Below are 17,545 nucleotides of genomic sequence, written 5' to 3'. Positions count from 1 at the left end.
GCCGCAGCCTGCCTCAAGCCTGGAGCGTGTCGGCATGAACCTCTCCGGCCCCTTCATCAAGCGCCCGGTGGCGACCATGCTGTTGTCGCTGGCGATCATGCTGCTGGGCGGCGTCAGCTTCGGCCTGCTGCCGGTGGCGCCGCTGCCGCAGATGGACTTCCCGGTGATCGTGGTCCAGGCCAGCCTGCCCGGGGCCAGTCCCGAGGTCATGGCCTCCACCGTGGCCACGCCCCTGGAGCGTTCCTTCGGCGCCATCGCCGGGGTCAACACCATGAGCAGCCGTTCCAGCCAGGGCTCGACCCGGGTGATCCTGCAGTTCGACCTGGACCGCGACATCAATGGCGCGGCGCGGGAAGTGCAGGCGGCCATCAACGCTTCGCGCAACCTGCTGCCCAGCGGCATGCGCAGCATGCCCACCTACAAGAAGGTCAACCCGTCCCAGGCGCCGATCATGGTGCTGTCCCTGACCTCCGATGTGCTGGAGAAGGGCCAGCTCTACGACCTGGCCTCGACCATCTTGTCCCAGAGCCTGTCCCAGGTGCAGGGCGTGGGCGAGGTGCAGGTGGGCGGCAGCTCCCTGCCGGCGGTGCGCATCGAGCTGGAGCCGCAGTTGCTCAACCAGTACGGCGTGGCCCTGGACGACGTGCGCAACGCCATTGCCAACGCCAACCAGCGCCGGCCCAAGGGCTCGGTGGAGGATGACCAGCGGCTGTGGCAGATCCAGGCCAACGACCAGTTGGAAAAGGCCCGTGACTACGAGCCGCTGATCATCCACTACAACAACGGCGCGGCCCTGCGCCTGAAGGACGTGGCCAAGGTCAGCGACGGCGTCGAGGACCGCTACAACAGCGGCTTCTTCAACGACGACGCGGCGGTGCTGCTGGTGATCAACCGCCAGGCAGGGGCCAACATCATCGAGACGGTGAACGAGATCAAGGCTCAGTTGCCGGCGTTGCAGGCGGTGCTGCCGGCCAGCGTCAAGCTCAACCTGGCCATGGACCGCTCACCGGTGATCAAGGCCACCCTGCACGAGGCCGAGATGACCCTGCTGATCGCCGTGGCCCTGGTGATCCTGGTGGTGTACCTGTTCCTCGGCAACTTCCGCGCCTCGCTGATCCCGACCCTGGCGGTACCGGTATCCCTGGTGGGCACTTTTGCCATCATGTACCTCTACGGTTTTTCCCTGAACAACCTGTCGCTGATGGCGCTGATCCTTGCCACCGGGCTGGTGGTGGACGATGCCATCGTGGTGCTGGAGAACATCTCCCGGCACATCGACGAAGGCATCGCGCCGATGAAAGCGGCGTACCTGGGGGCCAAGGAGGTGGGCTTCACCCTGCTGTCGATGAACGTGTCGCTGGTGGCGGTGTTTCTCTCGATCCTGTTCATGGGCGGGATCATCGAGAGCCTGTTCCGCGAGTTCTCCATCACCCTGGCCGCGGCCATCGTGGTATCGCTGGTGGTGTCCCTGACCCTGACCCCGATGCTCTGCGCGCGCTGGCTCAAGCCCCACACCCCGGGCCAGGAGAACCGCCTGCAACGCTGGAGCCGGCGCAGCAACGACTGGATGATGGGCAAGTACGCCACCAGCCTGGACTGGGTGCTGCGGCACAGGCGCCTGACCCTGCTCAGCCTGCTGCTGACCATTGGCGTCAACGTGGCCCTGTACGTGGTGGTGCCCAAGACCTTCATGCCCCAGCAGGACACCGGCCAGTTGATCGGTTTTGTCCGCGGCGACGACGGCCTGTCCTTCAGCGTGATGCAGCCGAAGATGGAAATCTTCCGCCGCGCCGTGCTCAAGGATGCGGCAGTGGAGAGCGTGGCCGGCTTCATCGGTGGCAACAACGGCACCAACAACGCCTTCATGCTGGTACGCCTGAAGCCGATCAAGGAACGCAATATCTCGGCGCAGAAGGTCATCGAGCGCCTGCGCAAGGAAATGCCCAAGGTGCCCGGCGCGCAACTGATGCTGATGGCCGACCAGGACCTGCAGTTCGGCGGCGGCCGCGAGCAGACCACCTCGCAGTATTCCTACATCCTGCAAAGCGGTGACCTGGGCGAGTTGCGCCAGTGGTACCCGAAAGTGGTGACGGCGCTGCGCGCCTTGCCTGAGCTCACCGCCATCGACGCCCGGGAAGGCCGTGGCGCCCAGCAAGTGACCCTGATGGTGGACCGCGACCAGGCCAAGCGCCTGGGGGTGGACATGGACATGGTCACCGCGGTGCTCAACAACGCCTACAGCCAGCGGCAGATCTCCACCATCTACGACAGCCTCAACCAGTATCAGGTGGTGATGGAGGTCAACCCGAAATACGCCCAGGACCCGATTACCCTGAATCAAGTGCAGGTGATCACCGCCGACGGCGCGCGGATTCCGCTGTCGGCCATCGCCCACTATGAGAACAGCCTGGAAGACGACCGGGTCAGCCATGAAGGGCAGTTCGCCTCGGAAAGCATTTCCTTCGACATGGCCGAGGGCGTGACGGTGGAGCAGGGCACCGCCGCCATCGAACGGGCGATCGCCAAGCTGGGCATGCCCGAAGACGTGATCGTCAAGATGGCCGGCACCGCCGATGCCTTCGCCGCCACCCAGAAGAGCCAGCCGTTCATGATCCTCGGCGCGCTGCTGGCGGTGTACCTGGTGCTGGGGGTGCTCTATGAAAGCTACATCCACCCGCTGACCATCCTCTCCACCTTGCCCTCGGCCGGGGTTGGCGCCTTGCTCTCGATCTATGTGCTGGGCGGTGAGTTCAGCCTGATCTCGCTGCTGGGGCTGTTCCTGTTGATCGGGGTGGTGAAGAAGAACGCGATCCTGATGATCGACCTGGCGCTGCAACTGGAGCGTCACCAGGGCCTGGACCCGTTGCAGTCGATCCGCAGCGCCTGCCTGCAACGCCTGCGGCCGATCCTGATGACCACCCTGGCGGCGATCCTCGGCGCCTTGCCGTTGCTGCTGGGCGGGGCCGAAGGCTCGGAAATGCGCCAGCCCCTGGGCCTGACCATCATTGGCGGCCTGGTCTTCAGCCAGGTCCTTACCCTCTACACCACCCCGGTGGTCTACCTCTATCTCGATCGCCTGCGCCACAAGTTCAACCACTGGCGTGGGGTCCGTACCGATGCTGCTCTGGAAACGCCGCTATGACCGACCAATCGTCCCGTCCCGTTACTCTGCTGTCCGCCCAGCGCCTGGCCATGGCCCGGGGCTCGCGGGCCTTGAGCCTGGGCCTGTGCGTGCTGCTGCTCAGCGCCTGCGCCATCGGTCCCGACTACCAGCGCCCGCAGGTGGCCGAGCCGGTGCACTACAAGGAAGCCGAAGGCTGGCGCCAGGCCAACCCCAGCGACGCCCTGGCCCGTGGCGCCTGGTGGGAGCTGTACGGCGATGCCCAGCTCAATGGCCTGATCGACAAGCTCAACAGTTCCAACCAGAGCGTGGCCCAGGCCGAGGCACAGTTCCGTCAGGCCCGGGCCCTGGTGCGCAGCTCCCGGGGTTCGTTCTTTCCCAGTGTCGACCTGAGCGCCGGCAAGACCCGCGCCAGCCAGGGCACCGGCAGCAGCAGTTCGGCCCTGAGCAGTTCCAGCAGCGGCATTCGCGACACCTACAACACCCAGTTGGGGGTGAGCTGGGAAGCGGACGTGTGGGGCAAGTTGCGCCGTGACCTGGAAGCCAACGAGGCCAGCGCCGAGGCCAGCTTCGCCGACCTGGCGGCCATGCGCCTGAGCCAGCAGTCCGAGCTGGCGCAGAACTACCTGCAACTGCGGGTGATCGATGAGCAGAAGCGCCTGCTGGAGGCCACGGTGGCGGCCTATCAGCGCTCCCTGACCATGACCCAGAACCAGTACCAGGCCGGGGTCTCCGGCAAGGATGCGGTGGCCCAGGCCCAGACCCAGCTCAAAAGCACCCAGGCCGACCTGATCGACCTGATCTGGCAGCGGGCGCAGTTCGAGAACGCCATCGCCGTGCTGATCGGCGTGCCGCCGGCAGAGTTCAACCTGGCCGAGAGCAAGACCATCCCCGTGCTGCCCCAGGTGCCGTTGGGCGTGCCGTCGCAACTGCTGGAGCGGCGCCCGGACATCGCCTCGGCGGAGCGTTCGGTGATTGCCGCCAACGCCAAGATCGGCGTGGCCAAGGCCGCCTATTACCCGGACCTGACCCTGAGCCTGGCCGGCGGCTACAGCAGCAGCACCTACGCCGACTGGATCAGCCTGCCGAACCGCTTCTGGTCGGTAGGGCCGAAACTGGCCATGACCCTGTTCGACGGCGGCCAGCGTTCGGCGGAAGTGGACCGCACCGAGGCGGTGTACGACCAGACCGTGGCCAAGTACCGGCAGACCGTGCTCGACGGTTTCCGCGAGGTGGAGAACTACATGGTCCAGCTCAAGGTCATGGAGGACGAGGCGGGGGTGCGCCAGCAGGCCCTGGATTCGGCCCGCGAGGCCCTGCGCCTGACCGAGAACCAGTACAAGGCCGGGCTGATCGCCTACCTGGATGTGGTCACCAGCCAGACCACTGCCCTGAGCAACGAGCGTAGCGTGCTCAGCCTGTTGCAGAGCCGGCTGATCGCCAGCGTGCAGTTGATCGCCGCCATGGGCGGTGGCTGGGATGGCCAGCTGCAGGCCAGCGAGCAGAAATAGGCCCTTGAAGGCCTTGCAGCAAGGTGGCTGCAAGGCCTGCTCGACAGCCGCAGGCAGGGCGTATCCGGAGCCGTTTGCAACTGCTCGCGACTTCCCGCAAAGCCCATGCCCACAGGGCTTGTAGGGGTATGAGACAGCCGAAAACGGCGTTCTGTCCGACTAATGGCTTTTTGCTAACTTTGTAGATGCGTTCTTCCACGCAATCAGTACAATCTGCGGTTTTGCCCGCCGCGCAGGGATGTCGGCACAACGGCCAAGAGACGCCTCATGCTCATCGGTAGCTACTCCTCCGCACTGGTCCTGATCTCCATTTTCGTGGCGATCCTCGCTTCCTATACTGCCCTCGACCTGACCGGGCGCATTGCCACCACCACCGGCCGTGCCGCTTATCTATGGATGATGGGCGGAGCCCTGGCCATGGGCGTCGGTGTGTGGTCCATGCACTTTATCGGCATGCTGGCCTTCAGCCTGCCCATCGACCTGGGCTACGACATCCAGCTCACCGCCTTGTCGCTGCTGATCTCGATCCTGTCCTGCGGCTTTGCCCTGTGGCTGGTGAGCCAGCCGCGGCTGCCGCTGTGGCAGTTGCTGTTCGGCGCGCTGATCATGGGCTCGGGCATCAGTGGCATGCACTACACCGGCATGGCGGCCATGCGCATGCAGCCGGGCATCGACTACGACCCGAGCCTGTTCGGCGCCTCGCTGCTGATTGCCTTCGGCGCGTCGCTGGCGGCGCTGTGGATTGCCTTTCGCCTGCGCCAGAACACCCCCTACGTACGTCTGGCCCGGACCGGCGCGGCGATTGTCATGGGCTTTGCCATCGTCGGCATGCATTACACCGGCATGGCCGCGGCGCGTTTCGCCGATGGCAGTTTCTGCGGCGCCCTGGGCAACGGCCTGAGCGGCAAGGGCCTGGACAACCTGGTGCTGATCACCACCCTGGCGGTGCTGATCATCGCCTTGCTGACCTCGGTGCTGGATGCGCGGCTGGAAGCCCGCACCGCGGTGCTGGCGCAATCGTTGACCGAAGCCAACAAGGAACTGACCCAGCTGGCGCTGCACGACACCCTGACCGGGCTGCCGAACCGCATTCTGCTGGCCGACCGCATTGACCAGGCGATGCACCGGGTCACTGCCCATGGTGGCTGTTTTGCGCTGATGTTCATCGATCTGGACGGTTTCAAGCCGGTCAACGACGCCTTTGGCCACCACATGGGCGACCAGTTGCTGCGCGAAGTGGCCCAGCGCCTGCGCGAGGATTTGCGCAGCGAAGACACCCTGGCGCGGATCGGCGGCGATGAGTTCGTGCTGCTGGTGCAACTGGCCGAGCCGGACGATGCCCTGCGCCTGGCGGCACGCCAGGTGGGGCTGGTATCGCGCTCGTTCCGGGTGGCCGAGCACGACCTGCAGATTTCCGCCAGCATCGGCATTGCGGTGTACCCGGGCAATGGCCTGAGTGCCCAGGAACTGCTGATGAACGCCGATGCGGCGATGTACCACGCCAAGGGCACCGGCAAGAATGGCTACAGCTTTTTCGATGCCTCGATGAACAGCAATGCCCGGCGCCAGCTGCAATTGCTGCAGGATCTGCGCAATGCCCTGGAGCATCATCAGTTCCGCCTGCACTACCAACCCAAGTTCGACGCTGCCAATGGCCTGCCGGTGGGGGCCGAGGCGCTGCTGCGCTGGGAGCATCCCCAGCATGGCCTGTTGCTGCCGGACAAGTTCATCGAACTGGCGGAAAAGACCGGGCTGATCATTGCCATCGGCGAGTGGGTGCTCAACGAGGCCTGCCGGCAGATGCGCGAGTGGTACGTCCAGGGCTACACCGACTGGCGCATCGCGGTGAATCTCTCGGCCTTGCAGTTCTGCCATGCCGGGCTGGTCAGGAGCGTGGCCAATGCCCTGGAACGCTACCACCTGCCGGCCAACAACCTGACCCTGGAAATCACCGAAACCACGGCAATGAACGACGCCGATGTCAGCATGCTTGTCCTGCAACAGCTGGCGGACATGGGGGTGGACCTGTCCATCGACGATTTCGGCACCGGCTATTCCAGCCTGATGTACCTCAAGCGCCTGCCGGCCAACGAGCTGAAGATCGACCGCGGCTTCGTCCGCGACCTGGAGCACGACAGCGACGATGCCGCCATCGTCTCGGCCATTGTCGCCCTGGGCCAGGCATTGGGCCTGCGGATCGTCGCCGAGGGCGTGGAAACCGGGGTGCAGCAGACATTCCTCACCCAACTGGGCTGTGATTCCCTGCAAGGCTATTTCCTTGGCCATCCGCTGCCGCCCGAAGGTTTCATGCAGGGCATCCACCGGGGCGAAGAAAAAGCCTGAGCCTCTCGCCTTGCCGGCTGCGGTCGCGATCTGGCGGCAGTTCGCAGGGATATGGCCGCCGCCCAAGCCCCAGCCGGTTTGCGCCGTCGGTGCGCGGGGCTACCGTGCACTTCTACTGGCTTGATGTGGCACATTTGCGCAGTTTTCATCGCCGCCCGCGCGGTGTTTAATGGCTCGCGTTGAAATGTTCAGTGAGGGAGTCGGCAGCATGGATAAAGTCATCGTCATCACCGGTGGCGGAAGGGGTATAGGCGCCGCCACGGCAGTGTTGGCCGCGCAGCAGGGATTCAAGGTGTGCATCAACTACCAGGCCGACGAGCAGTCCGCCCTGCAGGTGCTCGAACAGGTTCGCGCCCTGGGCGTGCAGGCCATTGCGGTGCGCGCCGACGTCAGCATCGAGGATGAAGTGATCGGTCTGTTCCAGCGGGTCGACAGCGAACTGGGGCGGGTCACGGCCCTGGTCAACAATGCCGGGACCGTGGGCCACAAGTCGCGGCTGGATGAAATGTCCGAATTTCGCATCCAGAAGATCATGAAGACCAATGTCATGGGGCCGATCCTCTGCGCCAAGCACGCGGTGCTGCGCATGTCGCCGCGCCATGGCGGGCAGGGCGGCAGCATCGTCAACGTCTCCTCTGTGGCGGCGCGCCTGGGTTCGCCGGGGGAATACGTCGACTACGCCGCCTCCAAGGGCGCCCTGGACACCTTCACCATCGGCCTGTCCAAGGAAGTGGCGGGCGAGGGCATCCGCGTCAACGCGGTGCGCCCGGGCTATATCTACACCGACTTTCATGCCCTGAGCGGCGATGCCGACCGGGTCAGCAAGCTGGAATCGGCAATCCCCATGGGGCGTGGCGGGCGTCCTGATGAAGTGGCCGAGGCGATTGTCTGGCTGCTGTCGGACAAGGCCTCCTACGCCACCGGCACCTTCGTCGACCTGGGCGGCGGCCGCTGAGCCCCCGCAAGTCCGCGGCCTATCCCGTAGGAGCCGGCTTGCCGGCGAAGGGGCCCTCAAGCCTTGCGCCGACCTTGCAGACGCCTTCGCTGGCAAGCCAGCTCCTACAGCCCCCTCCGAGCTTGTGGTCTGCCGTGTAGGAGCCGGCTTGCCGGCGAAGAGGCCCTTGAGTCTTGCGCCGCGCTTGCGGACGCCTTCGCTGGCAAGCCAGCTCCTGCGGTTTCCTCAACGGGCGCGGCGGCGGCCGGGGCCGATCAGCAGGGCCAGCAACAGCCCCAGTACGTTGATGCCAAAGCTCATCAACTGTGGCATCAGGAACCCCTGGGTTTCCCCCGGGCGGTTGCAGCTGTAGCCATATCCATCGCCTTGTTCATGGGCCCAGACGCCCGGTGTGGCGCTCACGTCCACGGGCGCCGAAGGTGCGGGTTCCTCATTGGAGAACCCCAGGTTCGAATGGCTCGCGCTGCGCCTTTCCAGCTGTTCGATGGCCTGCAACTGGGCGTCGTTGCAGCGGTTCTGCGCCCAATTGCCGACCACCACCAGGACGGACAGCAGAAGCAGCAGCGGCACCGGGTAATAACGCCGGGTCCGCAGCAGGGGCGCCACCACCAGCCCGGCCAGGAAACCCGCCAGTAGCAGATTGACCCAGAACCACGGGCCGCCTTCCCAGCTCGGTGGTATCAACTGCACCAGCAGCGGGGGCAGCACAACGCGGGCGAACAGCAGGCACAGGGCGGCTGCGAGCAGGGTGATCAGCAGGGTCTTGATCCAGGATTTCATGGGCAATGCATAACCTTTAAGAAGGGGCGGTAAACGGGGTCTATCAGTGCTGCGCCAGCTATTGGGGCATCGGCGGCGGGGTAAAGCGCCGGGCGTATTCGAGCATCTCCCGGGGGAAGACCATGTGCGTTACCGCGCTGTCGTCCAGGCCGAACAGGTAGGCCACTGCCGCCGCTTCAAAGGCCCAGTAGCCGAAGTAGGAACCCTCGTCGCCGTCCAGGTGGCTGTCGTGCCATGGGGCCTGTTCGAACGCCTCGTACCACTGGTTACAGTACTCCACCAGCAGTTCCCGGGGTTCCTCCGGATCTTCGGTGTAGATGGCCCGGATCAGGGGCGTGGAGACGTCGTGGAACCACTGATCAACGTCTTCACGATCCGGCAGGTAGGCCTGGAGCAGGTCCTCGATCAGGGTGTCCTGGCCGCCAAAGCCGGCACGGTCCTGCAGCAGCACCAGACGCGGCAGCAGGTCGCTGCGTTGCAGCAGGATGCACAGGCTGATGACCTGGACATATTCCTCGTACTCGTCGGGGTAGTCTTCGATGTTCAGCGGCGCGATATCCGGCCGTTCTTCATAAACCCCCATCTTGCGCTGGTAGTCCTCGTAGCCTTCGATCACCCCATCCAGCTCCCGGGCCAGTTGCTCCATGGGTGCACCGCCGGTGTAGCCCAGGATCAGGTGGTGCAGGCGCGCGCTGCGCACATTGGAGGCCTTGAGGGAGGCTTCCTGCTCGGGGCTGTCGGCCATCATCGAGTGGGTCTGCCAGTGGGCCTCTTCGCCGGCCAGGCTTTCGAGGAAGTCGTGGTACTGCTTGTGGCTGAGAAACACTTGTCTGCGGTTCATGTCGGTGCCTTGGCTCAGTACACGGGAATCAGGGTGAAGGGCGCCTTGCGCTGCGAGGTTTCCAGCAGCAGGGTCGGCAGGTCGACTTCGGCGGGCTCCAGGTCAAGCTGCTCCAGCTCTTCTTCCAACTGCTGCGCACCCGCGGGCAGGGCAACGATTGGCCGGCGCAGGTAGGGGCGTGGGTCTTCGCCGTAGTAGACCTTCACCGGGCCCTCGGGGATGCCTTCCAGGCGGGCAAAACCTTCCTGGTCGAGGTTGCCCTCGGCTTGCGAGCCGTCACTGAACACCGCTCGGTAGGCGGCGCCGGACACCGGCTCCAGGTTGGGGTAGTGCAGGTTCAGTTCCAGCCAGTGGCCCTCACCGGTGAGGTGTTCCAGGCCCTGGTTGATGTCCTGGGCGAGGCTTGCGGCGTCGTGGGCCCCGGGTTGTGGCGCGGCGGTGAGGGTCGTTGGGCGCGGTTCCGGGGACGACTGCGGCTTGGGCGCCAGGGCCGGGCCGCGGCTGTGGGCGGCGGCCGAGTTGTTGCGTTGCTCGGCGATCCAGGGGGCGATGCGTTCTTGCACCGAGACCATGAGGAACTCGGTGTGTTCGCAGGCTTCGTTGAGGTTGTGCAGCACCAGGCGCTGCTGCTGGGGCGTCAGGCCGTTGAAGGTGCTGGAGGCGCTCACGCCGCGGATGATCTCGGGCAGTTCCTCGGCCAGGCGCACGGGGTCCAGGCACTTTTCCAGCAACTGTTCGGGGCTGGTCTTCAGGCGGCAGGCCAGCAGGGTGTGGCGGATCAGGTCGAAGAGCTTTTCGGCGTGGCGCTGGGGGGCGCGGTTGATCAGGCGCAAAAGGATCTTCAGGCCTTGCCCGGGGCCGGGAATCCAGCCGATCAGGGCCAGGGCCAGGTCGAAGAAGGCGTCTTGCTCGTCCTTGGGGTTGTTGATGGCGTCCAGTTCGAAGATCGCCTGGATGCAGTCGTAGGCGTTGAGTTCCTGGGTCAGCAGTGGCAGGCGGCCGCGTTCGATGGCCTTGATCAGTTCGGCCTTGGCCTCTGGGTAGTCGTCGTAATACAGGTCTTCGACCATGACGTGTTCCTTTCCCTGGAAAATTGGAGCGCGGATGCTGAATGAGTTGAGGGGAGGTGGCAAGGGGATTTGGTTCTGTCATGCGGCGCGTGGGATGGGGTACATATCCATTCCGGCGGGTGCGGCTACTTGCGGTTCCGCTCTTGCAGCGACTCACTCGGCCTGGAGATTGCGCGGTGTGTACCGCTCCGTAGGAGCCGGCTTGCCAGCGAAGGCGTCCGCTCAGGCGCTGCATGGCTTGCGGGCCTCTTCGCCGGCAAGCCGGCTCCTACAGGTGCGGGTGGGGCGGTTGTGCTTAAAAGGACCGAATGATCCGCCCCAGGGTTTCCATGGCCTTTTCCGCGGCTTCGTTCCACGGGCTGCCATAGTTCAGGCGGATGCAGTTGCGAAAGCGCTGGGTCGGCGAAAAGATCGGTCCGGGGGCGATGCTGATGCCTTGGGCCAGGGCCATCTGGAACAGTTTCAGCGAGTCCATCTGCGGCGGCAGCTCCAGCCACAGGAAGTAGCCGCCGGCCGGCTGGCTGACCCGGGTCTGGGCCGGGAAGTAACGGGCGATCGCCGCCAGCATGGCGCTCTGCTGTTCTTCCAGGGCATAGCGCAGCTTGCGCAGGTGGCGGTCGTAGCCACCGTGCTGCAGGTAGTCGGCAATCGCCGCCTGGGCCGGCATCGAGGCACACAGCGAGGTCATCAGTTTCAGCCGTTCGATCTTCTGCGCATAGCGCCCGGCCGCGACCCAGCCGATGCGGTAGCCCGGGGCCAGGCTCTTGGCGAAGGAGCCGCAGTGCATCACCAGGCCCTCGGTGTCGAAGGCCTTGGCCGGTTTCGGCGCCTGCTGGCCGTAGTACAGCTCGGCGTAGACGTCGTCTTCGATCAGCGGCACCTGGTGCTGGCGCAGCAGCTCCACCAGCTCCTGTTTCTTCGCCTCGGGCATGCTCGCGCCCATGGGGTTCTGGAAGTTGGTCATGCACCAGCAGGCCTTGATCGGGTGCCGCTCCAGGGTCTGGGCCAGCACCCCGAGGTCGATGCCGTCGCGCGGGTGCACGGGGATTTCCACCGCCTTGAGCTTGAGCCGCTCCAGCACTTGCAGGCTGGCGTAGAAGGCCGGAGCCTCGATGGCCACCAGGTCGCCGGGCTCGGTCACCGCTTGCAGGCACAGGTTCAGCGCCTCCAGGGCGCCGTTGGTGATCAGCAACTCCTCCATGGGCAGCATCAGCCCGGCCACCATGTAGCGCAGGGCGATCTGCCGGCGCAGCTGCGGATTGCCCGGCGACATGTCGGTGACCACCACCCGCGGGTCCATCTCGCGGCTGGCGCTGGCCAGGGAGCGCGACAGGCGCTGCAGGGGGAACAGGGTCGGGCTGGGGAACGCCGAGCCGAAAGGCACGGTGCTCGGGTCCTTGATCGAATCGAGCACCGAGAACACCAGTTCGCTGACATCGACTTCGGTGGATTCATTGACTTCGCTGCTGATCACCGGCTCCGAGAACGGGCTCGGCGCGTGGGCATTGACGAAGTAGCCGGAGCGCGGGCGGGCGCGGATCAGGCCGCGACGCTCCAGCAGGTAATAGGCCTGGAACACCGTCGACGGGCTGACCCCGTAGGTCTGGCTGGCGTAGCGCACCGAAGGCACACGCTGGCCCGGCCCCAGGACCCCGGAGCGGATCAGTTCGGCGATGTCATCGGCGAATTTTTCGTAGCGTTTCATCTGCGGTTGAGGATCCAGTCTGGTCATCGGGTCGACATATCTGCGGTGGCGAGGGAGTGACGAACGCCGCCAGCGGGCTGGCGGCGGGTGTCCGGTTCATTGGCTCCGGGGCCGGCCCCGGGGGGAGCCGGCTCCCTCGCCAGGGCATTCTAGAGGCTCAGCGGTTCATCGGCGCGACAAAACGACTCTTGGCCACGGCGTAGACGCCGGGGTCATCGCTGTCGCTGACCTTGAAACTGATGGCCTGGGAGCTGCTCTGCGCCTTGTCCTGGGTCATCGCCACGGACACCGGCAGGTCGGTGATCTCACCGGGGGCCAGACTCAGCTCGGTCTTGCCCTGCAGCTCGAAGCCTTCGCCATCCACCAGGGCCAGGTGGTACTGCTGGCGTTCCTGGGTCTTGTTGATGATCTTCAGGCTGTAGATGTTCTCGATCTGGCCCAGGGCGTTCTCGCGGAACAGGCCGCGGTCCTTGCTCACGTCCAGGGACACCATCGGCCGCTGCACCAGGGCCAGGGCCAGGGCGCCGATCATCACCAGCAGCACCAGGCTGTAGCCCACCAGGCGCGGACGCAGCAGGTGGGTCTTGCCGCCTTGCAACTCGTGTTCCGAGGTGTAGGCGATCAGGCCGCGGGCGTAGCCCATCTTGTCCATGATCGAGTCGCAGGCGTCGATGCAGGCAGCGCAGCCGATGCACTCCATCTGCAGGCCGTCGCGGATGTCGATTCCGGTAGGGCAGACCTGTACGCACAGCTGGCAGTCGATGCAGTCGCCCAGGCCGACATCGGCAGGCTTCACATCACGCTTGCGCGGGCCACGGCTTTCGCCGCGCACCGGGTTGTAGGAAATGGTCAGGGTGTCCTTGTCGAACATCACGCTCTGGAAGCGCGCATAAGGGCACATGTGCATGCACACCGCCTCGCGCAGCCAGCCGGCGTTGATGTAGGTGGCCGCGGCGAAGAACAGCACCCAGAACAGGCTCAGGCCGCCGATCTGCAGGGTCAGCAGTTCCTGGGCCAGGGGGCGGATGGGGGTGAAGTAGCCAACGAAGGTCAGGCCGGTGAGCAGGCTGATGCCCAGCCACAGGGTGTGCTTCATGGCTCGGCGGGCCAGCTTGTTCAGGCCCCAGGGCGCGGCCTGCAGCTTGATCCGCTGGTTGCGCTCGCCCTCGGTGACCTTTTCGCACCACATGAACAGCCAGGTCCACGAGCTTTGCGGGCAGGTGTAGCCGCACCAGACGCGGCCGGCGAACACGGTGATGGCGAACAGGCCGAAGGCGCAGATGATCAGCAGTGCCGAGAGGAGGATGAAGTCCTGGGGCCAGAAGGTTGCGCCGAAAATGTGGAACTTGCTTTCGGCCAGGTCCCAGAGCACGGCCTGGCGGCCACCCCAGTTGAGCCACACGGTGCCGAAGAACAGCAGGAACAGGAAACCTGCTCCGCTCATGCGCAGGGTACGGAACAGGCCGCTGAAACTGCGGGTGTAGACGTGTTTGTCAGTGGTCTTCGTCTTCATCTGTGTAGGGCGTGAAGGTTCGAAGGTTTCTACTAATCGGACGGGGATTCTTTCGCTCATGGTCGTTCGCTCATCAGCCTCCATCAGGCCGGGCAACTATGACCACGGATCTGTTTGCATAACAGACTCAGGTATTTGATAAAAAACCGGATCAGATGGCCCTTTGCAGCGCCCCTGCGACAACTTGCCGTACCCCCTCAGGTGCCACCAGGGAGGGCTGCAGGCCGTGCTGGCACAGGGCCGCGGGGCGGGCCCTGATCCAGGTCAGTCAAATCACCGAATCACCTTCACTGGCTTTCAGATGGCGCCGGCCGTCGGTGGCGCCTGCTACGGTCAATGCGTCGGCTTCTGCTTCGGTGATGTAGACCCGCTCGCCGCCCAGGTCCACCGCCGACATCGACTTGGCGCTGTCGGTGATGATGGTCACGGCGCTGGCCGGGAGGTGCTGGTGCAGGGTTTCGGTGTCGAAATAGCAGGTCTGGTTTTCGATGCGCAGGCTCATGGCGGTTACCTCAAGGCAATGGCTATACAGGTTAGGGCGCAGGGGCTGGCCAGGGTTCGACCACGGCGATCAACGGTGGCTGGGCAGGCGCTGGCGCAGGCTTGTGCAGGAACTGGCTGGCCAGCGAAGGCGTCCGTGGGGTTGGCAGCCGGCTTGGGGCCTCTTCTCCGGCAAGCGGTTCCTGCGGTGGGGGTGATGGCGGCACCTTTTGCTGGCGAGCGCGGTCCATCGCTCAGGAACCCGCGAAGGGACGAGGAGCGATCGCATGAACACCTGGTGGCAAGAAGTCTGGCTGACCCTGCAAGACGAATTCGCCGATATCGGCGATGCCCGGCAACTGACCCAGATCACCCTGCGGCTGCTGGTGGCGGCCCTGCTGGGGGGCATTCTGGGCTTCGAACGCGAGCACCAGGGCAAGGCCGCCGGGGTTCGCACCCATATGCTGGTGGCCATGGGCGCGGCCCTGTTCGTGCTGGTGCCGAGCCTGTCCGGGGCCCAGGCCGATGCCATGAGCCGGGTGCTCCAGGGGGTCATCGCCGGGATCGGTTTTCTCGGCGCCGGGACCATCCTCAAGGGCCGTGAAGAAGACCAGGGCCAGCACGTCAAGGGCCTGACCACCGCCGCCGGGCTGTGGATGACCGCAGCCATCGGTGTGGCCGCCGGCATGGGCCGCGAGGCCACGGCGGTGCTCAGTACCTTGCTGGCGCTGATGGTCTTCAGCCTGATGCCGCTGATTGTCCGGCGCCTGGAAAAGCGCCAGGACGGCTGATGCTCCGGGCCTCCCCACGCGGCTGTCTATGCTTGCTGGCTGGGCGGGCGCCCGGGCTCAGGCGCTGACCACCACCGGCGGCATGGTAGTGGGCGGGTCGCCCTTGGGTGGCGGGGTGCTTTCCGGCGGTTCCTGCTCCGGGATCGGCTCAGGCTCGCTGGGGGGCAGGGTCGGTTGGTCGATGTTGGGATCGGGGGTTTCTGCCGGGATCGGGATATTCATCGCGCTGGCCTCCTTTGTGCTTGCAGATGCACGGGCTCTTCTGGTGGACCGCAGCGGCGCGGATTTGATTCCCGCCGCTTGGCCGACCAATCGCGGTGAACTTTCGCCGCAGGCTTTGGCTCGGAACCTAAGTGCATTGATTCACCGGGGCCGCGGCCCCGCCACCAGAGCGTCGAAGACGTGAAAAAGGGGTGATGCTCGATGACTGTAGAAAAACCGACCGAACAGCAATACCAGGCGCACCTGCCGTTGTCCCAGGCCCTGCTGCTGCCGCGCATTGCCATCGAGAGCATCCGCCCGGTGCTCGACGGCGGCCAGTTCGCGGTCAAGGCGGTGGCCGGCCAGGAGGTAGAGGTGGCGTGCAAGGTATTCGCCGACGGCCACGACAAACTGGCGGTGCGGGTGCGCTGGCACAACGAGCAGCAGGACAGCTGGGCCAGCCAGGCCCTGGAAGACCAGGGCAACGACGGTTGGCAGGGGCGTTTCACGGTGCCCGAAGTGGGGCGCTACCGCTTCTGTATCGAAGCCTGGATCGATCAGTTCGCCAGCTTCTGCTACGAGCTGGAGAAAAAGCACCTGGCCGGGGTTGCGGTCAGCCTGGAGCTGCAGGAGGGCCGCAGCCATGTGCAACAGGCCGCCGAGCGCAGCGAAGGGCCGCTGCGCGAGCAGTTGCTGGCGTTGCAGCGCGAGCTGTCCGGGTTGCTGGAGGCCGAGCAGGTGGCGCTGTTTCTCAGCGAGTCCAGCGCGCGCCTGATGGCCGAGGCCGATCACCGGCCCTACCTGAGCCTGAGCCCCGAGTACCCGCTGGATGTGGAGCGGCTACAGGCCCAGTTCGCCAGTTGGTACGAGCTGTTTCCCCGCTCGATCACCGACGATCCGGCCCGCCACGGCACGTTCAACGACGTTCATTCGCGGCTGCCGATGATTCACGACATGGGCTTTGACGTGCTGTATTTCCCGCCGATCCACCCCATCGGCCGCAGCCACCGCAAGGGGCCCAACAACTCGCTGAGCGCAGGCCCCGACGATCCCGGCAGCCCCTATGCAATCGGCAGCGAGGAGGGCGGCCACGAGGCCATCCACCCGCAACTGGGCAGCCGGGAGGACTTCCGCCGGCTGCTGGCGGCGGCCGCCGACCACGGCCTGGAGATCGCCCTGGACTTCGCCATCCAGTGTTCCCAGGACCACCCCTGGCTCAAGCAGCACCCGGGCTGGTTCAACTGGCGCCCGGACGGCACCATCAAATACGCCGAGAACCCGCCGAAGAAGTACCAGGACATCGTCAATGTCGACTTCTATGCCGCCGAGGCCATTCCCAGCCTGTGGCTGGAGCTGCGGGACATCGTCATCGGCTGGGTCGAGGAGGGGGTCAAGACCTTTCGCGTGGACAACCCCCACACCAAGCCGCTGCCGTTCTGGCAGTGGCTGATCGGCGAAGTGCGCCGCCAGTATCCGGAGGTGATCTTCCTCGCCGAAGCCTTCACCACCCCTGCGATGATGGCGCGCCTGGGCAAGGTCGGTTACACCCAGAGCTACACCTACTTCACCTGGCGCAACACCAAGAGCGAGTTGTCCAGCTACCTGGCCGAACTCAACCAGCCGCCGTGGCGCGACTGCTTCCGCCCCAACTTCTTCGTCAACACCCCGGACATCAACCCGCAGTTCCTGCATGACTCGGGGCGCCCGGGGTTTCTGATCCGCGCGGTGCTGGCCACCATGGGATCCGGGCTGTGGGGCATGTATTCCGGGTTCGAGCTGTGCGAATCGGCGCCGGTGCCGGGCAAGGAGGAGTACCTGGATTCGGAGAAATACCAGATCCGCCCCCGGGACTTCTCGGCGCCGGGCAACATCATTGCCGAGATCGCCCAGCTCAACCGCATCCGCCGGCAGAACCCGGCGCTGCACAGCCACCTGGGGCTCAAGCTGTACAACGCCTGGAATGACCACATCCTGTATTTCGGCAAGCGCAGCGGCGACAACTTCGTGCTGGTGGCGGTCAGCCTCGACCCGTTCAACCCCCAGGAGGCGCATTTCGAATTGCCGCTGTGGGAAATGGGCCTGGCCGATGACGCCCAGACCCAGGGCGAGGACCTGATGAACGGCCACCGCTGGACCTGGTACGGCAAGACCCAGTTCATGCGCATCGAACCGGCGCAGCCCTTCGGCATCTGGCGCATCACCGCCACGTAGGAGCCGGCTTGGGCCCATGGGCC

The 17,545-nt window shown here is 65.3% G+C and carries 13 protein-coding genes; 6 read left to right on the top strand and 7 right to left on the bottom strand.

Annotated elements, in window-relative coordinates; translation table 11 throughout:
• The first annotated feature begins 34 nt into the window (after positions 1 to 34).
• The 4 genes from AC1RCO_RS06475 (at position 35) to AC1RCO_RS06460 (ending at position 7,930) form a co-directional block, all read left to right on the top strand.
• Entirely contained in the window at positions 35 to 3,142 is a 3,108-nt protein-coding gene (locus tag AC1RCO_RS06475; protein WP_019095226.1) for an efflux RND transporter permease subunit, read from the top strand.
• Positions 3,139 to 4,632 (top strand): efflux transporter outer membrane subunit, encoded by a 1,494-nt coding sequence (locus tag AC1RCO_RS06470; protein WP_019095227.1) that lies wholly within the window; start codon positions 3,139 to 3,141, stop codon positions 4,630 to 4,632. The genes AC1RCO_RS06475 and AC1RCO_RS06470 overlap by 4 nt, the downstream gene beginning before the upstream one ends.
• Before the next feature lie 267 nt (positions 4,633 to 4,899).
• Positions 4,900 to 6,975 carry a putative bifunctional diguanylate cyclase/phosphodiesterase gene (locus AC1RCO_RS06465; RefSeq protein ID WP_065363983.1) on the top strand — a complete coding sequence of 692 codons (2,076 nt, stop codon included), beginning with the start codon at positions 4,900 to 4,902 and terminating at the stop codon, positions 6,973 to 6,975.
• A 208-nt stretch (positions 6,976 to 7,183) separates the two neighbouring features.
• A complete protein-coding gene (locus AC1RCO_RS06460) occupies positions 7,184 to 7,930 on the top strand; it encodes an SDR family oxidoreductase (protein WP_015635506.1) in 747 nt (248 codons plus the stop codon).
• 225 nt (positions 7,931 to 8,155) lie between these two features.
• Here the strand turns inward: AC1RCO_RS06460 and AC1RCO_RS06455 are convergent, their stop codons facing one another.
• From AC1RCO_RS06455 to AC1RCO_RS06430, 6 genes are all read right to left on the bottom strand, one after another.
• Positions 8,156 to 8,710, bottom strand: a complete 555-nt coding sequence (locus AC1RCO_RS06455) for a hypothetical protein (protein ID WP_220224339.1) — start codon at positions 8,708 to 8,710, stop codon at positions 8,156 to 8,158.
• 58 nt (positions 8,711 to 8,768) lie between these two features.
• Positions 8,769 to 9,551, bottom strand: coding sequence for a PoNe immunity protein domain-containing protein (locus tag AC1RCO_RS06450; RefSeq protein WP_492617534.1), 783 nt, complete (start codon positions 9,549 to 9,551; stop codon positions 8,769 to 8,771).
• Between the two features lie 14 nt (positions 9,552 to 9,565).
• Positions 9,566 to 10,621 carry a hypothetical protein gene (locus AC1RCO_RS06445; RefSeq protein WP_492617533.1) on the bottom strand — a complete coding sequence of 352 codons (1,056 nt, stop codon included), beginning with the start codon at positions 10,619 to 10,621 and terminating at the stop codon, positions 9,566 to 9,568.
• Positions 10,622 to 10,916: 295 nt separating this feature from the next.
• Positions 10,917 to 12,326, bottom strand: a complete 1,410-nt coding sequence (gene mapR, locus AC1RCO_RS06440; RefSeq protein ID WP_011061157.1) for a GntR family transcriptional regulator MpaR — start codon at positions 12,324 to 12,326, stop codon at positions 10,917 to 10,919.
• Between the two features lie 157 nt (positions 12,327 to 12,483).
• Positions 12,484 to 13,899, bottom strand: a complete 1,416-nt coding sequence (gene ccoG, locus AC1RCO_RS06435; protein WP_011061158.1) for a cytochrome c oxidase accessory protein CcoG — start codon at positions 13,897 to 13,899, stop codon at positions 12,484 to 12,486.
• 208 nt (positions 13,900 to 14,107) lie between these two features.
• Complete coding sequence (locus tag AC1RCO_RS06430) at positions 14,108 to 14,341, bottom strand: DUF3203 family protein (protein WP_011061159.1); 234 nt, start codon at positions 14,339 to 14,341, stop codon at positions 14,108 to 14,110.
• Between the two features lie 265 nt (positions 14,342 to 14,606).
• On the opposite strand from AC1RCO_RS06430, the gene AC1RCO_RS06425 reads away from it, so the two are divergent.
• Positions 14,607 to 15,110 (top strand): MgtC/SapB family protein, encoded by a 504-nt coding sequence (locus tag AC1RCO_RS06425; RefSeq protein WP_011061160.1) that lies wholly within the window; start codon positions 14,607 to 14,609, stop codon positions 15,108 to 15,110.
• Between the two features lie 57 nt (positions 15,111 to 15,167).
• Here the strand turns inward: AC1RCO_RS06425 and AC1RCO_RS06420 are convergent, their stop codons facing one another.
• Positions 15,168 to 15,332 carry a hypothetical protein gene (locus AC1RCO_RS06420; protein WP_019095231.1) on the bottom strand — a complete coding sequence of 55 codons (165 nt, stop codon included), beginning with the start codon at positions 15,330 to 15,332 and terminating at the stop codon, positions 15,168 to 15,170.
• Positions 15,333 to 15,533: 201 nt separating this feature from the next.
• Here AC1RCO_RS06420 and AC1RCO_RS06415 point away from each other — a divergent pair, with 201 nt between their 5' ends.
• Entirely contained in the window at positions 15,534 to 17,522 is a 1,989-nt protein-coding gene (locus AC1RCO_RS06415; RefSeq protein ID WP_065363987.1) for an alpha-1,4-glucan--maltose-1-phosphate maltosyltransferase, read from the top strand.
• Positions 17,523 to 17,545 lie beyond the last annotated feature (23 nt).

It is taken from the genome of Pseudomonas sp. GW823-FHT03E05 (assembly GCF_058796855.1).
This window is presented reverse-complemented; position numbering and strand designations above follow the sequence as displayed.

Excerpts from the sequence above, each read along its gene's own strand:
- AC1RCO_RS06475 (WP_019095226.1), top strand. The coding sequence starts at position 35 with ATGAACCTCTCCGGCCCCTTCATCAAGCGCCCGGTGGCGACCATGCTG.
- AC1RCO_RS06470 (WP_019095227.1), top strand. The coding sequence starts at position 3,139 with ATGACCGACCAATCGTCCCGTCCCGTTACTCTGCTGTCCGCCCAGCGC.
- AC1RCO_RS06465 (WP_065363983.1), top strand. The coding sequence starts at position 4,900 with ATGCTCATCGGTAGCTACTCCTCCGCACTGGTCCTGATCTCCATTTTC.
- AC1RCO_RS06460 (WP_015635506.1), top strand. The coding sequence starts at position 7,184 with ATGGATAAAGTCATCGTCATCACCGGTGGCGGAAGGGGTATAGGCGCC.
- AC1RCO_RS06455 (WP_220224339.1), bottom strand. The coding sequence starts at position 8,710 with ATGAAATCCTGGATCAAGACCCTGCTGATCACCCTGCTCGCAGCCGCC.
- AC1RCO_RS06450 (WP_492617534.1), bottom strand. The coding sequence starts at position 9,551 with ATGAACCGCAGACAAGTGTTTCTCAGCCACAAGCAGTACCACGACTTC.
- AC1RCO_RS06445 (WP_492617533.1), bottom strand. The coding sequence starts at position 10,621 with ATGGTCGAAGACCTGTATTACGACGACTACCCAGAGGCCAAGGCCGAA.
- mapR (WP_011061157.1), bottom strand. The coding sequence starts at position 12,326 with ATGAAACGCTACGAAAAATTCGCCGATGACATCGCCGAACTGATCCGC.
- ccoG (WP_011061158.1), bottom strand. The coding sequence starts at position 13,899 with ATGAGCGAAAGAATCCCCGTCCGATTAGTAGAAACCTTCGAACCTTCA.
- AC1RCO_RS06430 (WP_011061159.1), bottom strand. The coding sequence starts at position 14,341 with ATGAGCCTGCGCATCGAAAACCAGACCTGCTATTTCGACACCGAAACC.
- AC1RCO_RS06425 (WP_011061160.1), top strand. The coding sequence starts at position 14,607 with ATGAACACCTGGTGGCAAGAAGTCTGGCTGACCCTGCAAGACGAATTC.
- AC1RCO_RS06420 (WP_019095231.1), bottom strand. The coding sequence starts at position 15,332 with ATGAATATCCCGATCCCGGCAGAAACCCCCGATCCCAACATCGACCAA.
- AC1RCO_RS06415 (WP_065363987.1), top strand. The coding sequence starts at position 15,534 with ATGACTGTAGAAAAACCGACCGAACAGCAATACCAGGCGCACCTGCCG.